Source organism: Parcubacteria group bacterium (assembly GCA_016181765.1).
GTDB lineage: Bacteria > Patescibacteriota > Patescibacteriia > UBA2169 > UBA2169 > CG10-46-32.
Genome location: JACOYR010000006.1, coordinates 1 through 23057, shown reverse-complemented (window position 1 = coordinate 23057; position 23057 = coordinate 1). Strand labels below are relative to the sequence as shown.

Annotated in this window: 23 protein-coding genes and 1 tRNA gene; 13 read left to right on the top strand and 11 right to left on the bottom strand. The window is 53.4% G+C overall.

Annotated elements, in window-relative coordinates; genetic code table 11:
* Window positions 1-5: 5 nt before the first annotated feature.
* The 3 genes from HYT31_04625 to rpsF are packed head-to-tail and all read right to left on the bottom strand — an operon-like array spanning window position 6 to window position 1224.
* A complete protein-coding gene (locus HYT31_04625) occupies window positions 6-233 on the bottom strand; it encodes a 30S ribosomal protein S18 (GenBank protein MBI2051054.1) in 228 nt (75 codons plus the stop codon).
* 3 nt (window positions 234-236) lie between these two features.
* Window positions 237-680, bottom strand: coding sequence for a single-stranded DNA-binding protein (locus tag HYT31_04620; protein MBI2051053.1), 444 nt, complete (start codon window positions 678-680; stop codon window positions 237-239).
* A 25-nt stretch (window positions 681-705) separates the two neighbouring features.
* A complete protein-coding gene (gene rpsF, locus HYT31_04615) occupies window positions 706-1224 on the bottom strand; it encodes a 30S ribosomal protein S6 (GenBank protein MBI2051052.1) in 519 nt (172 codons plus the stop codon).
* A gap of 46 nt (window positions 1225-1270) precedes the next feature.
* Between rpsF and HYT31_04610 the strand changes: the two genes are divergently transcribed.
* The gene (locus tag HYT31_04610; GenBank protein ID MBI2051051.1) at window positions 1271-2470 is read left to right on the top strand and encodes a hypothetical protein; all 1200 of its coding nucleotides are present in this window, start codon (window positions 1271-1273) and stop codon (window positions 2468-2470) included.
* A 359-nt stretch (window positions 2471-2829) separates the two neighbouring features.
* On the opposite strand, the gene ychF is transcribed toward HYT31_04610, so the two are convergent.
* Complete coding sequence (gene ychF / locus HYT31_04605; GenBank protein MBI2051050.1) at window positions 2830-3888, bottom strand: redox-regulated ATPase YchF; 1059 nt, start codon at window positions 3886-3888, stop codon at window positions 2830-2832.
* A gap of 182 nt (window positions 3889-4070) precedes the next feature.
* Here ychF and HYT31_04600 point away from each other — a divergent pair, with 182 nt between their 5' ends.
* The 4 genes from HYT31_04600 (at window position 4071) to HYT31_04585 (ending at window position 6977) form a co-directional block, all read left to right on the top strand.
* Window positions 4071-5357 carry a hypothetical protein gene (locus HYT31_04600; protein ID MBI2051049.1) on the top strand — a complete coding sequence of 429 codons (1287 nt, stop codon included), beginning with the start codon at window positions 4071-4073 and terminating at the stop codon, window positions 5355-5357.
* Between the two features lie 116 nt (window positions 5358-5473).
* Window positions 5474-5695, top strand: a complete 222-nt coding sequence (locus tag HYT31_04595) for a type II toxin-antitoxin system HicB family antitoxin (GenBank protein MBI2051048.1) — start codon at window positions 5474-5476, stop codon at window positions 5693-5695.
* 69 nt (window positions 5696-5764) lie between these two features.
* Entirely contained in the window at window positions 5765-6247 is a 483-nt protein-coding gene (locus HYT31_04590) for a hypothetical protein (protein MBI2051047.1), read from the top strand.
* Window positions 6219-6977 (top strand): hypothetical protein, encoded by a 759-nt coding sequence (locus HYT31_04585; protein ID MBI2051046.1) that lies wholly within the window; start codon window positions 6219-6221, stop codon window positions 6975-6977. Before HYT31_04590 ends, HYT31_04585 begins: the two co-directional genes overlap by 29 nt.
* Here the strand turns inward: HYT31_04585 and HYT31_04580 are convergent.
* The gene (locus tag HYT31_04580; protein MBI2051045.1) at window positions 6957-7424 is read right to left on the bottom strand and encodes a DedA family protein; all 468 of its coding nucleotides are present in this window, start codon (window positions 7422-7424) and stop codon (window positions 6957-6959) included. The two genes, HYT31_04585 and HYT31_04580, sit on opposite strands and share 21 nt — an antisense overlap.
* Window positions 7425-7543: 119 nt before the next feature.
* Here HYT31_04580 and polA point away from each other — a divergent pair, with 119 nt between their 5' ends.
* On the top strand, window positions 7544-10303 hold the full coding sequence (polA, locus tag HYT31_04575) for a DNA polymerase I (protein ID MBI2051044.1): 2760 nt from the start codon (window positions 7544-7546) through the stop codon (window positions 10301-10303).
* Window positions 10304-10407: 104 nt separating this feature from the next.
* The gene (gene holA, locus HYT31_04570) at window positions 10408-11340 is read left to right on the top strand and encodes a DNA polymerase III subunit delta (protein ID MBI2051043.1); all 933 of its coding nucleotides are present in this window, start codon (window positions 10408-10410) and stop codon (window positions 11338-11340) included.
* Window positions 11341-11375: 35 nt separating this feature from the next.
* Here the strand turns inward: holA and HYT31_04565 are convergent, their stop codons facing one another.
* From HYT31_04565 to HYT31_04540, 6 genes are all read right to left on the bottom strand, one after another.
* Window positions 11376-11648 carry a 30S ribosomal protein S20 gene (locus tag HYT31_04565; protein ID MBI2051042.1) on the bottom strand — a complete coding sequence of 91 codons (273 nt, stop codon included), beginning with the start codon at window positions 11646-11648 and terminating at the stop codon, window positions 11376-11378.
* A 37-nt stretch (window positions 11649-11685) separates the two neighbouring features.
* Window positions 11686-12273: a hypothetical protein gene (locus HYT31_04560; GenBank protein MBI2051041.1), complete on the bottom strand. Its 588-nt coding sequence runs from the start codon at window positions 12271-12273 to the stop codon at window positions 11686-11688.
* Window positions 12270-13181, bottom strand: a complete 912-nt coding sequence (locus tag HYT31_04555; GenBank protein ID MBI2051040.1) for an RluA family pseudouridine synthase — start codon at window positions 13179-13181, stop codon at window positions 12270-12272. The genes HYT31_04560 and HYT31_04555 overlap by 4 nt, the downstream gene beginning before the upstream one ends.
* On the bottom strand, window positions 13178-14653 hold the full coding sequence (locus tag HYT31_04550) for a CCA tRNA nucleotidyltransferase (GenBank protein MBI2051039.1): 1476 nt from the start codon (window positions 14651-14653) through the stop codon (window positions 13178-13180). The genes HYT31_04555 and HYT31_04550 overlap by 4 nt, the downstream gene beginning before the upstream one ends.
* 55 nt (window positions 14654-14708) lie before the next feature.
* A tRNA-Ile gene (locus tag HYT31_04545) sits at window positions 14709-14784 on the bottom strand.
* A gap of 134 nt (window positions 14785-14918) precedes the next feature.
* On the bottom strand, window positions 14919-16049 hold the full coding sequence (locus HYT31_04540) for a hypothetical protein (protein MBI2051038.1): 1131 nt from the start codon (window positions 16047-16049) through the stop codon (window positions 14919-14921).
* A 129-nt stretch (window positions 16050-16178) separates the two neighbouring features.
* Between HYT31_04540 and HYT31_04535 the strand changes: the two genes are divergently transcribed.
* The 6 genes from HYT31_04535 to HYT31_04510 all read left to right on the top strand — a co-directional run.
* On the top strand, window positions 16179-19805 hold the full coding sequence (locus HYT31_04535; GenBank protein MBI2051037.1) for a hypothetical protein: 3627 nt from the start codon (window positions 16179-16181) through the stop codon (window positions 19803-19805).
* A 15-nt stretch (window positions 19806-19820) separates the two neighbouring features.
* On the top strand, window positions 19821-20162 hold the full coding sequence (locus tag HYT31_04530; protein ID MBI2051036.1) for a hypothetical protein: 342 nt from the start codon (window positions 19821-19823) through the stop codon (window positions 20160-20162).
* 455 nt (window positions 20163-20617) lie between these two features.
* Window positions 20618-21307: a hypothetical protein gene (locus HYT31_04525; protein ID MBI2051035.1), complete on the top strand. Its 690-nt coding sequence runs from the start codon at window positions 20618-20620 to the stop codon at window positions 21305-21307.
* Window positions 21291-22139: a site-specific DNA-methyltransferase gene (locus tag HYT31_04520; protein MBI2051034.1), complete on the top strand. Its 849-nt coding sequence runs from the start codon at window positions 21291-21293 to the stop codon at window positions 22137-22139. The genes HYT31_04525 and HYT31_04520 overlap by 17 nt, the downstream gene beginning before the upstream one ends.
* Before the next feature lie 38 nt (window positions 22140-22177).
* The gene (locus HYT31_04515) at window positions 22178-22420 is read left to right on the top strand and encodes a GIY-YIG nuclease family protein (protein ID MBI2051033.1); all 243 of its coding nucleotides are present in this window, start codon (window positions 22178-22180) and stop codon (window positions 22418-22420) included.
* 20 nt (window positions 22421-22440) lie between these two features.
* A partial coding sequence (locus HYT31_04510) for a hypothetical protein (protein MBI2051032.1) occupies window positions 22441-23057 on the top strand: 617 nt, incomplete at its 3' end.

Below are 23057 nucleotides of genomic sequence, written 5' to 3'. Positions count from 1 at the left end.
TTATGCTATTCAACCACAAACGGCATAAAGCCCATGATGCGGCTGTTCTTGACGGCGTTCGCGATTACGCGCTGGTGCTTGGCGCAGGTGCCGGAGCGCTTCTTGGGCATGATCTTGCCGTAGGCCGTGGTAAAGCGCTTCAGCAAATCAACGTCTTTGTAATCAATGTCCTTGATGGTGTTCTTGCAGATAAAGCACCCTTTTTCCTTAGTTTGCTGTTGTGGTACGGGCATGGCTTAAAATGGTATGTCTTCAACGCTGATTTCTTCTTCGGTGCTCTGGGGCTTGTTCGCAACCGGAGGCTCGGGCTGCGCATAGGACGGCTCGCTATTGGAAGGCCCGGTATTCTGTCCTTTGCGGTCCAACATGATCATGTTGTCCGCAACCACCTCGGTGCGGTAGCGCTTGTTGCCGGACTGGTCGTCCCAGCTGCGGGTCTGCAGGCGGCCTTCAATGTACACCTTGGAGCCTTTGTGCAAGTACTGCCCTATGATTTCCGCAAGCTTGCGCCACGCGACAATGTTGTGGAATTCGGCTTTCTCCTGTTTCTGTCCTTGCTGATCGGTCCATACCAGATTGGTGGCGAGGCCAAAGCTCGTGACCGAAATGCCGGTCGGCGTGGTGCGCACTTCCGGGTCCTGGGTGATGTTGCCGATGAGCATGACTTTGTTGAGGTCCATATGTTTTTGCGGTTAGTGATTACCTTTACAGTTTATCACTATCCAGAATTTCATCAAGCTTCTCATCCAGTTCTTCCAGGCTTACCTTTTTCTCTTCTTTTTTGTGCTCGCTCTTGTACTCGCTTCCCGAAATGGCGGCGCGCGGCGCCGCGGTCGGGCGGGGATGCCTCTCCTCGCGCACATCCTCTGTTTCCTCGCGCGCGATTGACTTGCCCGCTTTGGCGTCCTGCAGGTTCTTGATGCGCTCCTCAATACTTACGTTCTCAAGCTTGGTAACTACGCTGCGCAGCACAAATCCGGCCAGGCGCAGCTTTCCGGAGAGCGTTTGCACGGCTTGGGGTTCCGCCTCAAAGAGCCATACTGCGTACTCGCCGTGGGCCTCGCCCGCAATGGCATAGGCAAGCTTTTTTCTGCCCATGGCATGGGTATGCTTTACTTCTGCTTTAATTTCTACGAGCAGGCCGTCTACTTGTTTTTTGCGCTCCTGGATCTGGTCCGGGCCGTTAGACCCTGCGAAGAGCGCGCATAATTCATAGGGTTGCATAACCCAAACCCTACCACAGTCCCAAGAAATATGCAAGTATACCCATATGGCAGAATCTTATTTAATTCTGGGCGCGCATCCGGGCATCTCGTTTGCGGAGATTTTCCAGGCATCCGGGAGTAATCCCGGCCTGGTTTCGGCTTTTGGCAGGCAGGCTGTGGTTTTAGGTGATGAGGCGCTCGGCCGATCCGCGCCGCTTATTCTGGGCGGGGTTCCCAAGTCAGGGGTGATTGTTGATGAAGCACCGTGGCTTGATGCCTCCCGGATCGCATCAATCCTCAAGGAATATGTTCACGAAGGCCGGAAGTTCCACTTTGGGTTGAGCTTCTACCGCATTGACGGCGCTGGCATAAGCCCGCAAAAGCTCAAAGCCCTGGGGCTTGAAGCCAAGAAGCTCTTGAAAGAGCGCTCCGTGTCCGTGCGTTTGGTTGAATCCGGGTCAGGAAACCTCTCGTCAGTTGACGTGGAAAAGAACAAGCTGATTGGCAAGGGAGTTGAGCTGTGCCTGTTTTCGGTTGGCGGGAAGTTTCTGATTGGAAAGACCCTGGCGGTCCAGCCGTTTGAAGAGTACAGCGAGCGCGACTACGGCCGGCCGGGCAGGGATGCGAAGCGCGGCATGCTCCCGCCAAAGCTCGCGCGCGTGATGATTAACCTTTCTGCCGCGCCTCAAGGAGCTTTGATTCTTGATCCGTTCTGCGGCTCGGGCACTGTACTGCAGGAAGCGCTTTTGCTCGGGTACCGAGCAATCGGCTCTGACATTGATGAGGGCGCGATCGCTGACACCAAGAAAAACATTGAGTGGCTTATCCGCGAGCACGGAGCAGAACTGCCCGAAGCAAAGATTGAACCCATGGACGTTAGAAAGTTGGATGAAGCAGTTACTGAGTCTTCGGTTGATGCGATTGTGACTGAAGTTGATCTTGGCCCTCCCTTGCAGGGCGGCGAGTCCGAAGCAAAGGTGTTGAGCATTGAAAAGAGCTTGTCCGAGTTTTATGCCGAAGCTTTGGGATTGATGAAATACGCGCTCAAGCCCGGGGCGCGGGCCGTGATCGCGTGGCCGTACTTTATTGAGCGCGGTATTGCGATTTCTGCGTTTGACGAACTGGAGCGTGGCGGCTGGAATGTGGTTGAACCCTACCCCGCGCAATTCCAAAAGGAGTATCCCCTGTCAGCACGGGGCACGCTCTTGTACGGCAGAGAGGGCCAGCACGTGTTCCGGGAGATTGTTATTTTGAAAAAAAAGTGAGCCGGTCGGTGGGGAACCGTCCGGCTCGTGGCGTACAAAAAGGCTTTCGCCTCAAGGGGTTTCAACCCGCCTCTTCGGCGGGCCTAGGGGGTATTAGCCCCACCCCAAGCAGGGGATCACCCCCTTTCAGCGAAGAGAGGGGGTGCGGGAGAGTCGCGGAGTCATCTGCATGGCATGGCACGCCTTGATCCTCAAGAGCTGGTACATCCGGAGCCTCCATTGGTGATGTGGGCGGTTGATGAACTGCTGCCTCTGCGCCACAGGCCACTCCACGGCTAAGAGTGAACAAGAAAAGGGCAAACGCCCTCCATGTGTTGTTTGTATTATAGAACGCCGGAAGATTCTGCAACAGTGGAAAACTAGGTGGCGAAGCGGAAGTGGCACACGTCCCCGTCTTTTACGATGTACTCTTTGCCCTCCAAGTTCATTTTGCCTTTTTCCTTGGCCCCTGCTTCCCCGTTGCAGCCAATAAAGTCCTGGAAGGAGATGACTTCCGCGCGGATGAAGCCTTTCTCAAAGTCCGTGTGTATCTTGCCTGCTGCCTGGGGAGCGGTTGAACCATTCTCCACGGTCCAGGCACGCGTCTCTTTGGGCCCGCTCGTAAAGAAAGTGATGAGATTCAACAGCCGGTAGGAGGCGGCAATGAGCCTATCAAGCCCGGAAGCGTTGAGCCCCAAATCAGCCATCATGGACTGCGCATCCTCACGCGCAAGCTCGGCGAGCTCGGATTCAATTTTTGCGGAGATCACCACTTCGTTCTCATGGGACGCAGGCCGCCCTACCTCGCCCTCATCCACGTTCAGCACGCGCAGCATGGGTTTCGCGGTGATGAGTTGGAGTTCGCGGGTTGCATCGCGCTCATCGCGCGTCAGATCAGCGCCGGATGCGGGCTTGCCCTTGTCCAGTTCTGTTTTCACTTTTTCCAGGGCCGAAACCGAGCGGAGCGCTTCCTTGTCCCCGCGTTTTGCGCCCGCAGCCGCGTCCTTGAGCCTGCGCTCAATTGTGGCGAGGTCTGCCATGGCAAGCTCCAGCATGATGATTTCCTCATCGCCTTCCGGATCAACGCGGTTCTCAACATGGATCACGTTCCCCGCCCGGAAGTCCCGCACCACGTGCGCGATGGCGTCCACCTCGCGGATGTTGGCGAGGAATTTGTTTCCCAACCCTTCGCCCTTATGGCTGCCTTTCACCAGGCCCGCGATGTCCACGAACTCAATGGTGGTTGGAATGATTTTTTCGGATTTGGAAATTGCGGCTAATCTTTCCAGCCGCTCGTCAGGCACCGCAACCACGCCCACGTTGGGGTCTATGGTGCAGAACGGGAAGTTTTCAGCGGGCACCTGCTTTTTGGTGAGTGCGCGGAACAGGGTTGATTTGCCCACATTGGGCAGGCCCACAATGCCGATTGCGAATGACATATCAAAGTGAAGTGGTATGATTAAAGATACAGTATATCGCGTAATAGTATGGTTGACAAGCGGCACGATACGTGGTATTAGTTCATTCTGGTCTTTGAAAATAAGCATTACGTGCAATTCCAACTGTCAATCTCAATTGGGCACCAAAGGTTTTCCACCCGATTCCTCGCAAGGAGGAAGCAATGAGCCAAGCAGTGGCTGTTGCAAAGCGGGCGGGCATAGAGCTCGTCCTGAACGGCGGCAAGCAGGCGATGGATTCCCCGACCATTCCCGTAACCTGGGTGTTTGACGATGGCGCCATCGCCCAACAGCCCGTGTACCTGGTGTTCGTGGAACAGCACGAGAGCGAGTCTTATGGTTCTTTCGAGAGGCCGCTTCCGAACGCAGGTCGGCGGTACTTCTGCCGCGTGGACCGGGGCGTGCAGTTCATCCCTGTCTTTCGTCCCGGCCTACACCGCCTTGCAGTGCTCGCGTTTTCCGAAGCGGAAGCAAAGATGGCCCAGGTTTTTTTGAGGCCATTTACAATATCCAGGGCCTATTACAACTACGCCGCGGACATTCATTGGGACGATCTTGAGCACGGCGTCGCGGGCCGCTACCGCGCAATTGCCGCAACCACCGTGGAGTTTGAGGTGCCTGAAGCGCTCTTTGAGCCAAAGCCCGCGACCAGGTTCAGCAAGCTGGTCTGGGAGTGGGCCAACTGGCTGCACAAGCGCGAGCCCAGGGACAAGTGTGAGTACCGGAGTCGTCTTACGCTTGCGTTCACGCTCAAGATCCCGATTGGATTGCTCGTCTTGGTCGGTCTTGCGACCATGTTCACGATCGGGATTCTGTACTCGTTCATTGGGCCTGCAGTCGTGTTCTTGGCTGGTTTCCGTCCGCGCAGTCCGTTTGCGGTGTGGGAGAAATTCCCAGGGGAAGGGCAATGCGTGGTCTATAGGCACAGCCAGTACCGGCTATGGAACCTGTATGGCCCGGGCGGCAAGCGGGTGTATATGCCAATAACGCCGATTGAGGTGATTGGCTTGGTCGGCGCTCCGGTTCTGGTGTGGTCCCTGCTTTTTCCGTGGCATACCGAGCCCAGCTGGTCAGGGCTTCTGGCTGCCGCCTGCTTCCTTGTTTGGTTGGTGGCGCTGTGCGTTTTGGTACTCCGGGTCCAGGACCGTTTGCGTCCGGCGCTCTCTGCGCGGCTTCAGATGTGGCTCCGTGCCGAGCGCGTCCAAGATGCCGAGCGCGTCCAAGCCAAAGCCCGCCGCGCCCAAGAGCGCAATGCGCGCGAGCTGGAAGCAGACCAGCGCCGGAGCGCAGAGTACCGGCAGTGGCTGGGAGAGCACTACAGCACAGCGCACAAGCCCGTGGCGGTTGACCTCGCCCACATTCCCCCGGCGCACAAGGGAAGGGCCGTACAGCGGCTGTACGTGAGCTTTCACGCGCTCAAAGCGCGGGTGTGCAGGCCCTACGCGAAGTAGGCAGCCGCAGGGAGGTTGGAGAGGTAGAAGTATGTGAGGGGGATGATGCCAGATGGCGTTGTCCCCCTTCTTTTTATCCTTGATTTTTATTTTTGCCTGCGATACTATGTTGGTATATGAAGGCACGGGTCCATGCAACGCATCGCAACGCGCGGTTGCCCCTGGTTGTTGAAAAAGACGAGGCTGGATTGTATGTGGTTGAGTGCCCGGTTTTTGAGGGCTGCTACAGCCAAGGCAAAACGCTGGATGAGGCCCTCAAAAATATCCGCGAGGTCATTGCGCTGGTTTTGGAGGAAAGGAAGAACAGGACACTGTTGCGATCGTACTGCCTGGTTTAACAACTTCATCTGAAGATAGAGAAGCAGGATTCAGGAAGGGCAAAAATTATCCGGGAGACCGGGTCATTAGTGCGCGAGGCAAAGCACGCGATTTTTAAGCTGCACCGCGGCGAAGCCAAAGAGGCGGAGCGCGCGCTCGCGGCGGCGGGCCGCGAACTCAAGGCATTGGTTCAGTATGCGGAAAAAGCGGGCTTGCGCGGCGAGGCAACGCTCTCGGCCGCGGTTGAGGAGTTTTTGGAAGCATCATACTTTTTGCGCGTGATGCAGAAGAAGGCTTTGTCAGTGGCGGCTGGGTTCAAGACGCAGGCGGACGAAGAGCTCGCGGCGCTCTCGGACCTCACCGGCGAGCTCGTGCGCGCCGCAACACTGGACGTGACCCGCGGCAGCCTGAAATCAGTCAAGCAGTTTCGGGATGCAACCGAGGAGCTGTTCGGGGTTTTGCTCTCCATGAATCTGCGCGGAAGCTTGCGGCAGAAGCGGGATGACGCGCGCCGCAACCTCAAGCGCTTGGAAGAAATACTCTATGACGTTTCCCTCAAACAAAAGAGCTGAACGCCTGTTTGCGTCTATCAAGCCGGATGCGGGCAATCCGTATGTGTTCAGCGCGCACAGGATTGCAGCCCCAAAAGCCAGCCGGGGCCTGCGCCGCATTGCGAGCGAGCTGGATATGGTGCGCGAGCAGCACCAGACCCTTTTTGAGTACGATGAGGCCATACAGGAGATTTTCGGCGGGGACTTTGAGGAGTATTTTAAGGTGATTGAAAATCCGGAGCTCTTGGGCGCGCGCGCAAGCGCTCCGACATTCCCGGAGCTTGCGGAGATGCTGTCCGAACCAGACGATGCAGAGGGAGAAGGGGACGCGCTTCCGTTTGAGAGCGATGCGCTGTACCTGCAGGCGGCCAACTGGGCCGAAGGCCTGCACGAGCTCGGGCACGCGCTCTATGACCACCGCGGAGTGCGCGACCCGGACGTGTTCCGCGTGACCATTAATTCACTTTTGGTGTCGTCAAAAATCGCCTATGCCCTGGACATAGACGAGGAAGAGCTGGTCCGCGAAGACGCGGAGGTGTTCCGTGCGGAAATGGAAGTGAGCATGCGCGCGTACACCCTGGCCGCCATATTTTTGCAGCGCGTGCGCGAGTCCCTCAAGCGGCTTGTGCGCAAACGCGTAGCCCCGGCCCGGGAGTGGGCCCGTTCGCTCGGAACCACAGACGCGCTCGCCGCCGAAATCACGAGCCGCATCCTCGGGCTCTCGCGGAAATTACACCACAGCGCGGACTAAATAGTAGAGCCCGATGTAGCGGATGACTTTGCCGGCGAGCACGTACACCGTGAATTTGGCAAAGCTGTACCGCACAATGCCGGGCACGAACGTTATTGTGTCTCCCACAACGGGGAGCCAAGAGAACAGGAGCACGGCCCCGCCGAACTTATCAAACCACCGCTCGGCGCGCGCGAGGCGTTCTTGTTTGATGTGGAAGTACTTGCGGACCAGGCGCGTCCCGTGGTGCCCGATCCAATAATTGAGCACGTTTCCGGCAAAGTTTCCCGCGCTCATGACTGCGATGCTCGCAACCACGGGCAAGCCTGCGGCCCACACGGCAACAGCTGCGGCTTCCGGGGAGCCGGGCACCAGCGTGTCAACCAAGAGGTGGTAGAAGAACAAGGCGGGGTACCCGCCCGGGCCCAGGATGAAGTCTATAAACCAGGTTTGGAGTGATTGGAACATGAGGTTGTTTAAGGAGGTGTTCGGGGATGTAGATTTTTCCGCATCCCCTGCACACCTTACTCCACTATCATACCATATTTCAGCGTTGTTTTTTAGCCTCAATACGGTAGAATACAGCTATGGCAAAGATTCAGAAGAAATTCATCATTATTGACGGGAACGCGCTCCTGCACCGGGCGTGGCACGCTCTGCCGCCCCTCACCACCAAGGACGGCACCTTGGTGAACGCGGTGTACGGGTTTGCGTCCATCATGCTCAACATCGTGCGTGAGTTTAAGCCTGACTACGGGGCGGTCGCGTTTGACCCGCCCGGGGGCACGTTTCGGCACGAGCGCTACCGCGAGTACAAGGCAACCCGCGAAAAGCAGCCGGATGAGCTGTACGAGCAGATTCCCCTGGTCAAAGAGGTGGCGCGCGGCTTCGGGTTTCGCATTGAAGAGAAGGAAGGGTACGAGGCTGATGACGTGATCGGCACCCTGGCCCGCCAGGCCGCGAAGCACGATCTCAAGACCGTGATTGTGACCGGGGACATGGACGCCCTGCAGCTGGTTGACGCGAACACCGTGGTGTACACCATCAAGCGCGGCATCAACGATACCATCACCTATGACGTTGCCGGGGTCAGGGAAAAGCACGGGTTCGGCCCGGAGAAAGTGGTGGAGTACAAGGCCCTTGCAGGGGATTCGTCCGACAACATTCCGGGGGTTGTCGGAGTCGGGGAGAAGACCGCAAAAGAGCTTCTGGAAAAATTTGATTCCCTGGACGAGATTTACGCGTATGTGGAAAAGCAGGGCACCACCCCCTCGCCCCCTCCTCAAAGAGGAGGGGGAATTAAGGAAGCTGTTGCCAAGAAGCTTCTGGCTTCAAAAGACAACGCCTACTTGTCGCGCGATTTGGCAACCATCAGAAAGGACGTCAACATAACGTTCAACCTCAAAGACTTAGCGGTTGCGCCGGCCCACGAGCAGGACCTGCTGGAGCTGTTCCGCAAGTTTGAATTCAGGTCCCTGGTCTCGCGGGCCCAGGAGGTGTTCGGGGGCTACTCATCGCGCGCCGCACAGGGGCAGGGGTCTCTGTTCAGCGGGGGCGCAAAGGAAGCGCGCGAGGATTTTGAAATCCGTGAAGGATACCACCTGGTTGACTCAAAGCAGGCAGTTGCGTCATTATTGGAAAAACTTGCGGGCGCAAAAGCCCTGGCCGTTGATACGGAGACAGACGCGCTCGGCGCGCTCACCGCGGGCTTAATCGGCATCTCATTGGCGTGGAAGAGCGGGGAGGCGTACTACATTACGGCGCCATACATTGCCGCGCTCAAGGGCGTGCTGGAGGACCCTGACGTCAAAAAGTTCGGGCACAACATCAAGTATGACCTTGAAGTGTTCCACCGCGCCGGGATTAAACTTAGCCCTCTTTCATTTGATTCCATGATTGCCTCGTACCTCCTGCACCCCGCGGGCCGCAGCCACTCATTGGATAACCTTGCGTTCGTGGAGCTCGCGCACCAGATGGTGCCCATCTCGGACCTCATTGGCCCGCGCGGCAAAGGCCAGCTCTCCATGGCAGACGTGGACGCATCTCGGGTCGCGGATTACGCTTCCGAGGATGCGGACTACACCCTGCGGCTTTCTCTGAAGCTCGCCAAAGAGCTGCAGGAGGAGGGCCTTGGCCAGGTGATGCGGGACATTGAGATGCCCCTGGTGCCGGTTTTGGCGGACATGGAAGAGGCCGGGGTCAAGATTGATTCAAAATTTTTAAACGAAATGTCAAAGGCGTTGGGACGGGACATTGCAAAGCTTGAAAAAAAGATTTTCAAGGCAACGGGCGTTGAGTTTAACGTGGCATCCCCGCAGCAGCTCAAAGAGGTGCTTTTCGGTAAACTCGGCCTTTCCACAAAAGGCATCGGAAAAACCAAGACCGGATTTTCCACGGCAGCCGGGCAACTTGAAAAGATGATAGAGAGCCACTCCGTGATTCCGCTCATCTTGGAGCACCGGGAATTGTCAAAACTCAAGAATACGTATGTGGATGCCTTGCCCAGGCTTGTCAACAGAGAGACCGGCCGCGTGCACACGAGCTTCAACCAGACAGTGGCGTCAACCGGCCGCTTGTCGTCATCCGACCCAAATTTTCAGAATATTCCCATGAGATCCGAGCTCGGCCGCTCCATCCGCAAAGCGTTCATCGCGGAGCGCGGGAATGTGCTCCTTGCCGCTGACTACTCCCAGATTGAGCTGCGGATTGTAGCGGATTTGTCCGGGGACAAGCGCTTGCTTGAGATTTTTAAGCAGGGCAAGGACATCCATACCTCCACTGCCGCGTTTGTGCACCAGATTCCGGAATCACAGGTCACGCCCGAGATCCGGCGGACCGCCAAGGAAGTGAACTTCGGCATTCTCTACGGCATGGGAGCGCGGGGCCTTTCCCAGCGCACGGGCATGCCATACAAGCGGGCCGAGGAGTTCATTGAAAAGTATTTTGAAGAATTTTCAGGGGTGCGTGATTTTATTGAGGAGAACATTGCTTTGGCGCGATTCGTGGAAACCAAGTTCGGCCGCAGGCTCGCCATTCCGGACATCAACTCCGGGGTGGCGCAGGTGGCTGCCGCAGCCGAGCGCCTGGCAACCAACATGCCGGTGCAGGGCACTGCGGCTGACATCATGAAAATGGCCATGATCGCGATTCACGCTGATTTGCCGAACGTCAGCCCGAAGAGCAGGATGCTTTTGCAGGTGCACGATGAGCTGGTGTTTGAGGCGCCCTCCAAGGACGTTGCGCGGATCTCGCGGTTTGTGCAGGAGACTATGGGGTCGGTGGCGAAACTGCGCGTGCCGTTGGTCGCGGAGGTGCATTCGGGCAAAAATTGGCAGGAGGCGCACTAAACCGATTCAATAGGTGTTCGGGGGCTACATTTCTCCGCTCCGAAGGGTCGTTTCGCTCCATCATTCTCGCTACGAAATGTAGCCCCCTGCACACTTTAAATTCTATGCTGATTTTGATTCACGGCGAGGATACGTACTCGTCAAAACAATACTTGGAAAAACTGGTTCATGGATTCAACGCGAAGCACGCCGCATCCGGCGGGGCGGTGGAGGTGTTTGATGCTGAAGAGGGGACATGGGAAGAGCTTGGGGCGCGCCTGACCGCGGCCGGGCTGTTCTCATCCAAAAAGCTGGTTATCGCAAAGGGACTATTGGAGAACAAAGAGGTGCGTGATTCACTCACTGATTTTTTGGACACGCACGAGATTGGCGCTGGCACGAGCCTGATAGTCTATCACGCGGGCGCGCCTGACAAGCGGCTCAAACTGGTGGCGCGGCTTGCAAAGGAGCAGTACTCAAAAGAGTGCCCGCTCCCGAGCGAGCGGGATATGCCCGCGGTTATCCAGAGAGTCGCCCGCGAGCTCGGCGCATCCATTGAGCCCGCGGCCGCGCGTTTGCTTGTGGGTATGATTGGCACGGACACCTGGCGCGCCGCAAACGAGCTTGCCAAGCTTTCCGCAGGCAAAGGCACGATCACGGCCCGGGCGGTTGGGGCCATGGTGCACGCGTCAACACAGGAGAACATCTGGAAGTTTGTTGACGCGCTCTCAAGCGGCGACAGGAAAACCGCTCTCGGCCTGGTTGATGCGCAGCTGGAAGCGGTTGAGGCGCCCCAGCAGTTTTTGGGCATGATCATCCGGCAAACAAGGCTTTTGCTTGCCCTGCACGGGGCCGAAGGGTCAGACGCATCCCTTGCTTCGGAGCTTAAGTTGAATCCGTTTGTGGTGCAAAAGACGCGCGCCCAAAGCAGGCGCTTTACGGTCAAGCGCCTCATCGGGATGTACCACGCCTTGGCCCGGCTGGACCGCAGCCTCAAGGAGAGTCGCGGCGAACCCAAACTCCTGTTTACGGTGCTGGTTGATTCAATTGTCCGCTAACCAAAAGCCCCGCCGGTGCGGCGGGGCTTTTTAAGTTACTTTTTGGCGGCGGCCCGTTTGATGGCCGCGAACAGGCGGGACTTTTTGCGGGATGCCTTGTTCGGGTGGATGATGCGGCGCTTGGCAGCCTTATCAATCATGGCAACCACGTTCTTGGCAAGGACTTGGGCCTCTTCAAGATTCTTGACGGTTAAGGCCTTTTGAATCTTTTTCATGGCGTCCTTGATCTGCTTTTCGCGGATGGAGTTGAACCGGGTCCGAGTTTTGGTCTTGCGCAGTTCCTTGAATGAGGATTTCTTAATCGGCATAGATAAATAGATGGATAATAGGTGGATACTAATTGAATCAGGCGTTGTTGTCAAGGAAGCCTTCTTGTTTAAGAATTTCAGCTACCTTGTCAACGGCCTGATCCAGCTTGCCCTCTTCGTTAATGACTTCGTAGTCATAGAGCGCCTTGTGCGTGAGAAAAGCGCGGCTCGCTTCAAAGCGTTCTTGAATATCCTTTTCGTTTTGTTGCCCCCGTTCACGCGAGCGTTCAACGAGCGTTTCCATGTTCGGCGGCAGTATGAGGATGGCTACAATGTCAGGATACTGTTTTTTGGCGGTAGCGACTCCCTGCCAATCCATTTTCCAAACGCCGATTTTATCGCGTATGTTTTTGATGCGCTCCAGCTCCTGTTTGGTAATGCCCGCTTTTTTTCCGTAGACTACTGCCCATTCAGATAACCTGTTTTGCCGGATGAGCTCGTCAAATTGCTGTTCGGACACAAAATGGTATGGTTTACCTTCTGCTTCGCCCGGGCGCATGGGGCGGGTAACGGTTGATAGGGGGCGTACAATCGGCACTCCGCGATCAACCAAGCCTTGGATAACGCTGTCTTGCCCGGAACCCGAGGGGCCGGAGATGATAACCAGGTTTGTGCTGTGCTTCATAGTGATGACAGAAAGTCTTGGAGTTCTTTGGGGAGCTCGGAAGTGTAGGTGTGCCGTTCGCCGGATGCATCGTCAAAAGAAAGTTTTGATGCGTGCAGGAAGATGCGGCCCAGATCTTTATGCTTGACGCGCTTGTTGGTGTACAATTCGTCCCCGACCACGGGGTGGCCGATTGAGTGCAAGTGTACACGGATTTGGTGCGAACGTCCAGTGTGGAGCCGGATCTCAAGCAGGGTGTAGTTTTTTACGCGCTCGCGCACGAGGTACTCGGTCTGCGCGTTCCGGTCGCCCTCGCGCTCCTGGGTGTGTGCCGCCATTTTGCCTGACTTCGTCTGGGAGCGCCCAATGGGCGTATCAATCATCCCGCGCTCTCCTTGGACCCTGCCGTGGACCAGGGCACTGTACTGCTTTTCAACTTCGCGCTCCCGGAACTGTTGCTTGAGGCTCTCAAACATGGCTTGGGTGCGCGCGACCACCATCAATCCGGATACGTCCCTATCAAGCCGGTGCACGATTCCCGGGCGCAGCTTGTCTTCGCCGACACGCGCGAGATCCGGGTACTTCGCAACCAGGCCGTCAACGAGCGTTGGTTCGGACACGCCGGGGGCAGGGTGCACCACCAGGCCTGCGGGCTTTTCAATCACCAGGTAATTTGGCTGTTCATCAATGATTTTGAACGCGACGTTCGGGTCGGGCGCAAGTTTCGGCGCCTCCTGTTCAACTTTGGCAACCTCAATCACGTCGCCCGGCTTTGGCGTGTAATGCGCATAGGTTGGGCTGTTGTTTACGGTCACCCTGCCGCGCTTGATCTGGCGCGCCACGAACGAGCGCGTGGCGCCCGCGAGCTTTGCGGCAAGGAACTTATCTAAACGGTCAAGATTGTCGGTTGCTTCTACGGCCAGTTTCATGGTTGTTTGATATACTCAAGCGCCGCAGATTTTGAGGTGAGTTCTCCGGACAGCTGTTTTGAGCGCACGCGTTCCAGTATGTTGCCGATTTCGGGCCCGGGCGCAAGTTTTAACGCATCCATCACATCTTGTCCGGAAATCAGGGGTTTGGCAAGCTTTAAGCCGTGGGACCCGGTCTTCTGCTTTATCTCGGCGATGCGCTCGCGCATGCGTTCGTAGAGTCCGGTCATGGGCTTGCCCTCGCGGCTTATGGTTGCAGCGCCGTCCGCATACAAGAGCTTCAAAAAGTTGCGCGAGGGCCGCTTTTGGCTGAAGAAATACTTTTCTATGGTATCCGGCCGCAAGGTCTCGGGTTCGCCGTGCACGAGCAGCATATGATGCTCAACCATCCAGACTACGCGCTCCGCGTCAACCCCGACCTCCGGCGGCGCGGACACGCGCAAGCGGTTCAGGGCCTCTTTCGCGACCTTTGCGCCGACCTCATCATGCCCGTCAAAGCGCACCCTATCAACCCCGTCTTTTTCCGGGGTCTTTAAGGTGTAGGGTTTGCCGATGTCATGGAATAATACGGCAAGCACGAGTTCCAGGTCCGGCTTCTCATCATTAAATTCTTTTTTGAACGCATCGTTTGAAATTTTTTCCAACGCCAAGAGGGCGTGGTCCCACACGTCGCCCTCGGTGTGCCAATTGTCGGGCTGGACGCAGCCTTTCATTTCCAAAAGTTCGGGGATGGTTTCCGTTAAAGCGCCGGTTTCGTCCCAGCGCTTGAGCGCTGTCACTGGGTTTGCGGCAAGGGACTTCAAAAACTCTTCGGCGATCACTTCATAGGGCAGGGCCCGCTTTCCATCAATCGTTTTATTGATGTGCGGGAGCATGGCTCTGATGGTTGCGAGCGTCTTATCCTCAATGCCAAATCCAAGCTGCAGCGAGAACCTAATGGCGCGCAGCATGCGGGAGTAGTCTTCCTGGAACCGATCTTGCGCCTTGCCCACGCTGCGGATGAGTTTGCCCGCGAGGTCCTCCGCGCCCTGGTGCGGGTCAATGAGCTTTTCATCAATCAGATTATAGGCCATGGCGTTCACCGTAAAGTCGCGGCGGCAGAGGTCCTCCTCTACCGGCAGGCGTGGGTTGGTCTTGACTTTGAAGTCGCGGTAGAGCCCCTGCTTGTGCAAGGAGAACTCGGTGCGCGGCAGGGCGATGTCGTACACCTCGTTGCGGGGACGGCCGATTTCGTTGAACTTCCAGACCCCAAACTGCTTGCCCGCGAACACCACGCGGCCGTGCCGCGCCAAAAAATCACCGAGCTCCGAAGCGGTGATGTTGCGGACCAGGAGATCTATGTCCGTGATTTTTTTCCCGAGCAGTATGTCCCGCACCGCGCCCCCCACCAAAAACACCTCTGTTTTGGGGAATTCCTCCACCAAGGAGGCAAGCGCCGGAAACGCCGTGAGTTTCGGGAATTGCGGACTCATACGGTTCACATTCATTATATCACAAAATAATACAAAACCCGCCGTGCGGGCGGGATGGTAGGCCCGGGTGGATTTGAACCACCGACATCCACCTTATAAGAGTGGCGCTCTAACCCCTGAGCTACGGGCCTTCGTCAGGGTCGGACTGCGGGTTGCGCGTGCGAGCACGCTCGCCCGCTTCACCCTCCGTCCGCCCCTTCCTCTCGCTCGCGAATCTTGCGATTCGCTCGCGCATAACTCAATATAGCTCAATGAGCACCAAAAATCAATCCGCGAGAAGCTCCCTGATGTACGCGATTGCCTCATCGCTGGTGCGCGCTTCAATTTCGCACGACACCAGATTGCGCGAGCCGAACGCGCCGAGGCGGGCCAGTGCGCGGCGCAGATCCAGCGAAGGCTCGTGCGTGTGCACCACGGCGCGGAAGTCTCCTTCAGCCGGATACACAATGGCAATGGCGCGCGATAGGGGCGCATGCTGGAGCACCTCATCCAGCACATCAAGCAGGTCCTGCTCGCTCGTTTTCGTGCGCTCAAAGTCTTCGGCGGACACCGCGACCCAGGTGAGGCGCGCGTCCGCATCCAGCTCAAGGCTCTCAAGCATCCTGCCCCACAACTGCAAGGTTGCGACCGGCTTGTTGTAGTGGAGCCTGCGCATGATCTCGGCGCGGTCCGCGCCTAAGCTCACCAGTTCGCTTGCCACGGCCAACGTGCGGGGGGTGATGTTCGGGGCCTGGAAGCTGCGGCTCTCGTGGATGATGCCGGCAAGCAAGCAGGTGGCGAGCGGCCCGTCCACGAACTCGGGCCCCAGGTGCTGGGCGAGCGTGAACAGAATTTCGGACGTTGCAACCGCGTTCATCTCCACCAGATTGATCTGGCCGAAGTGCTCGTTCTCGGGCTGATGGTCTATGTTGATGATGTCCGTGTGGTAGAAGAACTCCGTGTGCTCATCATACACTTTTCCGAGGGACTCAAGGTCGCAGGAATCCAGCACCACGATTGCGTCGTAGGGGTAGTTTGCCTGGCGCTGCTTTACCGGCCCGATCACAAGTCCCGGCTCTTTGGGAAAGATGCGGAGCAGGAGCTTTCCTGCGTGCGCATCGTACGTCAAACCGCGGATTATGTCATGATTCAGATCAAACTCCAGAGTGATGTCGGACTCGCGGCCGAGCTCATGCCTGATGGATTCGTACTCCGGCAGAAAGCCGAACCGCTGCGGCAGCTGGAAGCGGGTCGTATCAATGGCAATGGCCGCCTTTTTGCCGAGGCGCCGCGCAAGCAAACAAAAAGCCAGAGCGCTCGCGAGGCAGTCCCCGGATGGGTTGGCTCTGGTGGTAATCAAGAGGTGCTTTTTGGTGCGCAGACTGCGTGCGATCTGCTGGATGGCTTCAAGCGGCATGTTGGTTTGGTTTCGGTAAGGGGTTATGATACTGCGGATTTGGGATTGTGTCAATCAAGGGCGCGCGGTTAACGTTCGCATCAAGGCGAACGTTGATTTTCCGCGAGAAAAGGCGTACCGTAGGTGTATATGGGAGGAGGCAATCGCAGTACTATCGGACTGATGTTCCGCGACGCTATTTTTATGGTCGGGTTTTTTGTTGCTGTCCTGCTTTTTGGAGTTCCGGCTCGCGCGGCTACCACGCTCCCGCTTCCGAATAACCTGATTCCGAACGGGTATGTGATGACCGCCGCAGGCAGTCCGTACCTGACAAACGCAACCACCCTGCGCGTAGGTTCAAATACAACCGTTACCATGGAACCCGGAGCAGTGCTCAAGATGAGCACATCGCTCGGCTCGCCGGTGCAGATGATTGTTGACGGAACGTTCCGCATGTCCGGTACCGCGGATAATCCGGCGGTTATCACCTCGGACAAAGACGACAACTATGCGGGAGACACGAACGGCGATGCAGATGATACGATTCCTTCCCCGGGAGACTGGTTCCGGATTCAGGTGAACGGCGTTTTTGAGGCAGAGCGCTCAATCCTGCGCTACGGAGGAAAGTACCAGTGGCCCATTCTGCTTGCGGCTGGCGGCGAGGTTACACTGGACCACGCGGTGGTTGAGCACAGCGTGTGGGAGGGCATTAAAAACACCACCACCGGGAGCATCATTTCAATCACCAATTCAGAGATCCGCTATAACGCTGAAACCGGTCTCCGGTTGCAGAGTGATGCGTTCGTGACGGTTACTGACACGCTGTTTTACGGCAACAAAGTCGGCATGCTGGCCGTTGGCGGCGCGGTGGCGCCGGCGCACGTGTCCGTCTCCAACTCCGGTTTTTACGATAACTCCCAGAGCGCGGTGTTCTATTCCGGCGTTGAACCGATTAGCATGCTCAACAACTGGTGGGGCGATGATTCCGGGCCGTACCACGCGGCAAACAATCCGTCTGGCCAGGGTGATGTGATTGAAGGAAACGTGCTGTTTTATCCGTGGACTGTGCAGACGCCGATAAATACAGCTCCGGTGTTGTTGTATACGGGTTCAAGCGGCTACACTGTTGACGGCGTTGCGCCGGATATAAGTTTTGTCGGGCAGGGCGCGCCCGCATTTAAAGTAAAGTTCACTGATCCCGAAGGCGATCTTCCCGCGTACGTGCGGCTCGTGGTGGGGGATGATGCGTTTGCCATAGCAACGAGTACTGGCGGGGTGTTTGAGTTTGATGGGGCTCTCGGCGGTTTCGGCAAGGGCGTGTACTCATACCACTTTGAGGCTTCGGACGGGGTTGCTGTTGCCCGCCTGCCCTCAAGCGGGGAGCTTTCCTTTGAGGTGCGCAATGTGCCGGTCATCCTGGTGCCGGGGATTATGGGGACGGAGTTGTGGAGAGGGGATGATTTGATTTGGCCTGATATTGGAAAGATGTTTAGTGATATAGGCGATGATTTTATGGATGTTTTAGCTATGGATGTTAATGGATTGGCTACAAATAACCAGATAACAACTGGTGATATTGTAAGAAAACCGATTGTTACAAAAGATATATTTGAAGGCTTGGTCAATGACTTTATAGATTTGGGATACGACGAAGCTGTTGATTTGTTTGTATTTCCATATGACTGGCGGCTTGATATACAAACAACCAGTGATGAGCTCAAAGATAAAATTGATGAGGTCTTGATCCAGACAAATAACAGTACCGTTAATATTATAGCGCACAGCATGGGCGGACTTTTGACTAAACAATATATGTTGGACAATGGTTCAGATTCAATAAACAAGCTGGTTTTCATCGGTACTCCTCATTTGGGCGCTCCAAAAGCAGCCAAGACTTTGTTGTTTGGGGATAATTTGGGTGTAGAGATTGTTTTTTCCTTTTTGAGCGCCGAGAGGGTGCAATATATTGCTCAAAATATGCCTGCTATTTATCAGTTATTGCCGAGCCCGGAATACTTCACCCAAGTCGGACCGTATTATAGTGAGTTAGGCGGTCTTGGATATGGTTATTCTGCTATGAACCAATATCTTGTTGATTCAGGGCTGAATTCTGCGTTGATTGCGGATGCGGAAGATTTTCATTCCACGGCAATGGATGATTTTGATATTATTGGTTTTGATGCATACAATATCAATGGTTGCACCACACCAACCATCAGTTCCATCATCAAGAGAACGGATTTTGGTGATGAATATTCAGCTCTCATGTTAGCTGGCGATGGCACAGTGCCTATTGGCAGCTCCAAAGCCATAAGCACAGATAACAACAAGACCTATTATTTTAACGGTATTGATCATACTACAATGCCCAGCGCTGACGGCATCCGTGAGTTGATCGCGCAAATTATTATAGGTGCTGATATTATTTTGTCGGATAATGCGACACAGGATTCATCCCAGTGCGTCATTGCGGGCAAACTGGTTTCTGTGCACAGTCCGGTGAATCTGCACATCTACGATTCAGACGGCAACCATGTTGGCAGAGGAGAGAACGGGGATATTGAGTACAGCATATCCGGGGTAGCGTATGAGGAGATCGGGGAAAACAAGTTTGTATTCTTGCCGGAATCAGGTGTCGTTTCGTACCAAATTGAGTTGGACGGCACCGGAGAGGGGACATTCAGTTTGCGTGTTTCAAAAGTGGAGGACAACGAAGTTACGGAAACCGCGTACTACAATGACTTGCCGGTTTCAACCGCAACCGAGGCAACGCTCACTCTGGCGGCTTCCGCGTCTGCAACCGTGTTAAGCATAGACCAGAGTGGGTCTGGTAATTTTACAACAGCCAGCATTAGCGCGGTTTTGGATAGCGAACAGTCAGCGGACACGACCAAGCCAAGCACGAGCATCAGTGTTTCGGGCGGGGCATCTTCGGCTGCGTTTGAACTTTCTGCGAGCGATGACAATTCAGGGATTTTAAAGACAGAGTACAGTTTAGACGGTGGCGGAACGTGGTATACTTACCAAAACCAGGTTATACTTACTTCAATAGGCGAAACTATTGTACGCTATCAGTCAAAAGACAGGGCAGGGAACTTGGAGGATTACCAAACTAAAACTATAACCGTGTATTCTCCTGCAGTGATTCTTCTTCCTGCACCGAGCATTCGCAACAGCGACAGTACTGGAATAGATCATCAACTTGATTCAGAATCTATTCCAGAGCCGGAAGTCCTGGGAGAAGGAACAGAGCGCCCACGGAATGAGCGATACACCGAAAGAGAGATACTGGACGCGCTCGTAAGCGCGGATATAACAACCTTGCTTGATTACCTCGGCAGAGCGCGCGACCTTTTTCTGGAGCAAAGTGTTAGCGCGAAGTATGGAGCCAAGCTTGGGCTTACTCCGGCAATGACGAACTTCATCGCCTATGGCACCAAGAGCACGCAGATTCTCGGAGTAGGCGAACGAGCCGGAGTGTTATACTCATTCCGAGAAGCGTTCGGCCGATTGCCGCAAAGCGCCACTGATTGGAATGATGTGGTGAAAATTTCAACAAACCAGCCGCCAAGCCAGCGCAGTGTACAAGCCGAGCAGAGGGCAAAAGATGCGGGTGCTGATGATGTGCAATCTGTTATGATGATTGCGTATGGTTTGCGGCCAGTGATTAGAAGTTTAGAGCTAGAACAGCAGGGGATAGTCAATTTTATTGAAGCTTACGGTCGGTTACCAAGTTCTACATTGGATTGGAATATTTTAAGAAGTATTGTTTATTAAGATTAATTGAACTATATGAATAAGCAGAATAAGGCGTTAATTTTTTTATCTTTTTTTATCGTTCCAGAATTGATTTGGTCTCCAGTAGCTACGATATTTTTGAATTTTTTTACTTACAAGTACGTTTTTAGAGCTACATCTTTTTTTGATTTCCCTGAATATCTAATGGCAATAATAGTAGCTTTACAAGCCGTTGGTATGATTGGTTTTTCTTTTTTAATGATTAAACAAATTCGCCAATCGTCACATCTAAAGAGATCTGGAATAATTCTATTGAGTATTTTAGGTTTAGTTTTGAGTATTATTTCTTTATTTGTGCTCCTTGTTTTGACCTCTTTGGGGAATATTGGTTTTTAAATTCATGCCCTATGAAAAAGTTAGTCTATAGAAATATAGTTTTGATAATAATATTCCTTGTATCACCTTGGTTTCTCTATGAAATTTTTTATCGGCCAGGCATGCCGGATAAGTATGCAAACTCATTGATTTATTTTATGCTTTTAGGGGCCATATACCTGGTTTATATGAATGTTAGGTCTTTAATACAACTAAAAGGCAACGCCCGAAAAGCCTCGATAGCATTCATTATTCCTCCCACATTAATTCTCCTCTATTTCATTTTAGGCTATTTTGCTTTTGGTGGTTTTACTGGCTTCTAAACCCTCCACCCCTCGGACCGTTTAGCCTCGCCTAACCCATGCCTAACAAGTACCTAAGAGAAATCCACTAAAGGGGAAATTAAGGTCTTCTAGTTCCTTTTCACTCATAGGAAAATTTGCTAAGATATAATGATAAAGTTTAATTTGTATGATATGAACAATGAGCTTTACGAGGTAATAAAAGCATACGCCACTAAACCCCACAAAGAGTTAACCTTACTACTTTTGGATAAGTCTAAAGATCAACTTATTGCTCTTTTTAATGGCTTAATCACAATTTATATTAACGACAAAAATTCCTCGCTTCTTCGAGAATACATTACGGTATCCTTGGCGGGTTATACACCCACAAATACTAAAATTGGATACAATGGCTTTAAGCAGTCAACCCAAATTGGTGGTAAAACCGTAGCCTGCGAGGCCAAGCCGCAAAATCTTAATACTGAAGATAATAAGAAAAGAAAGAGTCCGCGTCGTTTAACTGGTGGCGGTAATTTTACGGATTACACACATAAAAGGCTGGCAAAAGACAAAAAAGAAAATCCTAGTATGCTTATTAGTGGTTTTGTAGATGGGGAGTTGATTTATGTTTTAGAATTTCCTTTTAATTATTTGTCTTTTGTTGAAAGATTAAAAATTCAGCTTAAAAAGAGATTTCCAAATGGTGACAAGTCTGGGGAATTTTTACGTAGCGCAAATTTTACCTTTGAGCACTATAAAAATTGTAAAGAATTGAAAATAATTTATCTTGAGAAAGATAAATTAGAGAAGCACAAGAAACAACTCACACAAAAATACTACGAATTTCTATTGGAGAAGGCAAAACATGAAGCCAAAAGATAAAATTATTCAGGGTGATGCTCTTGATATTTTAAAAAAAATTGATGACAATTTTATTGATTTAGGCGTTACCTCGCCACCATATAATAAAGGCGAAAAGCACAAAGGTTGGCTGGTAAAAAATGTAAAATATAGTGTGGCAAGTGATAACGTCCCTGAAGAAGTTTATCAAGATCAACAAATCAAAGTGTTGAATGAAATTTTTAGGGTCACAAAACCGGGAGGCTCATTTTTCTATAATCATAAAACAAGATGGATGCAAGGCAAGATGATGCACCCTATTGAATGGATTCAAAAGACAAACTGGACAATCAGACAGGAGATAATTTGGGATAGAATGATAGCGGCGAATATCAGAGGCTGGCGATTTTGGCAAATCGACGAAAGAATATATTGGCTTTATAAACCGATTGACGGAAATAAAATTGGCAAGGAGTTGAAATCAAGGCACGCATTATTAACCTCAATCTGGCGATTTCCGCCGGAAAGAAAAAATGGACACCCTGCGCCGTTCCCGCTGCTTTTACCGGCAAGAATAATTTATTCTATTTTAGATGGTAAAAAAGGAATGGTTTTGGATCCTTATGTTGGGAGCGGAACAACGTGTTTGGCAGCAAAATTATTAGGTTCAAATTATGTAGGCATAGATATCTCAGAAGAATATGTAAAAGATGCGGAAAATAGATTAAAAAATTATTTACATTACAAAAATATAGTAGATGAAGAAATATCTAAACATATCGTAGAAAAAACATTTGCGGATAGAAAAAATAATAATGGAAATACCGGAAAATATAGAAACGGAGAATTATCATCTCAATCAAAACTTTTGTAATCATACTCACAATCAATTCATTTAGAGAATGATGTTGTATGTACCACCTCTACATTCTCACCTGCGCGGACAGGACTTTGTACACAGGCATTGCCGTTGATTTGGAAAAGCGCGTCAAAGAGCACAACGCGGGAAAGCTCGGTGCAAAGTACACGCGCTCGCGCAGGCCCGTGAAGCTTGCATACTCCCGCAGGTTCAAGAGCCGCTCCAACGCGCAAAAGGAGGAGGCCAGGGTTAAGGCGCTGTCCCGGAAAGCAAAGCTTGCGCTGATTAAGAGCTGATTGTGTGGTATACTGGTGCTATGCTGAAAAAAGTTCTCATCGCAATCGGAGGGTTGGTGCTGCTCTTGGTTGCGGCTGTGCTTGTTTCTTTGGCACGCGCACGGGCCGTGCCTGCACCTACCATCATTGCCAATGTTACGGAGCTGGACAAGATAGAGAAGATCTCGCGGTACCGCAGCTGCGCGGGCCACGTGACGGTTCCGCAGGACGGCCGCGAGGCGCGCAGGAATATGAAACACTACTTCTGGGTCAAGCCCGAGTATAACCGGAGCAACGAAGTCGCGATTTACTCCCCGTACGACGGGTACGTGTCCATCAAACGCTCCGAGCCGGAACTCAAGTTGGAGGGGGAAATTTGGATTGCCCCGAAGAGGATGTTCGCCTTGCTGCCGCCGGTCGGCATGTGGAACTTCAGCGTCCAGCACATAGCTGTCCGCGATGATTTGCGCGTGGGGGACAAGGTTATGGCCGGGGAGCTCATCGGCTATGCCGCGCTCTCCGAAGAACGCGGCGATTCGTTTGACATTGTGTACGCCAAACTCGGCTTCCCTCCCAAGAGGATTGATAACTGGACCGCGCCGTTTGCTGACCTGGACTCCATCTTTAACCACATGTCAGGCGAGGTTCTCGCCGAGTA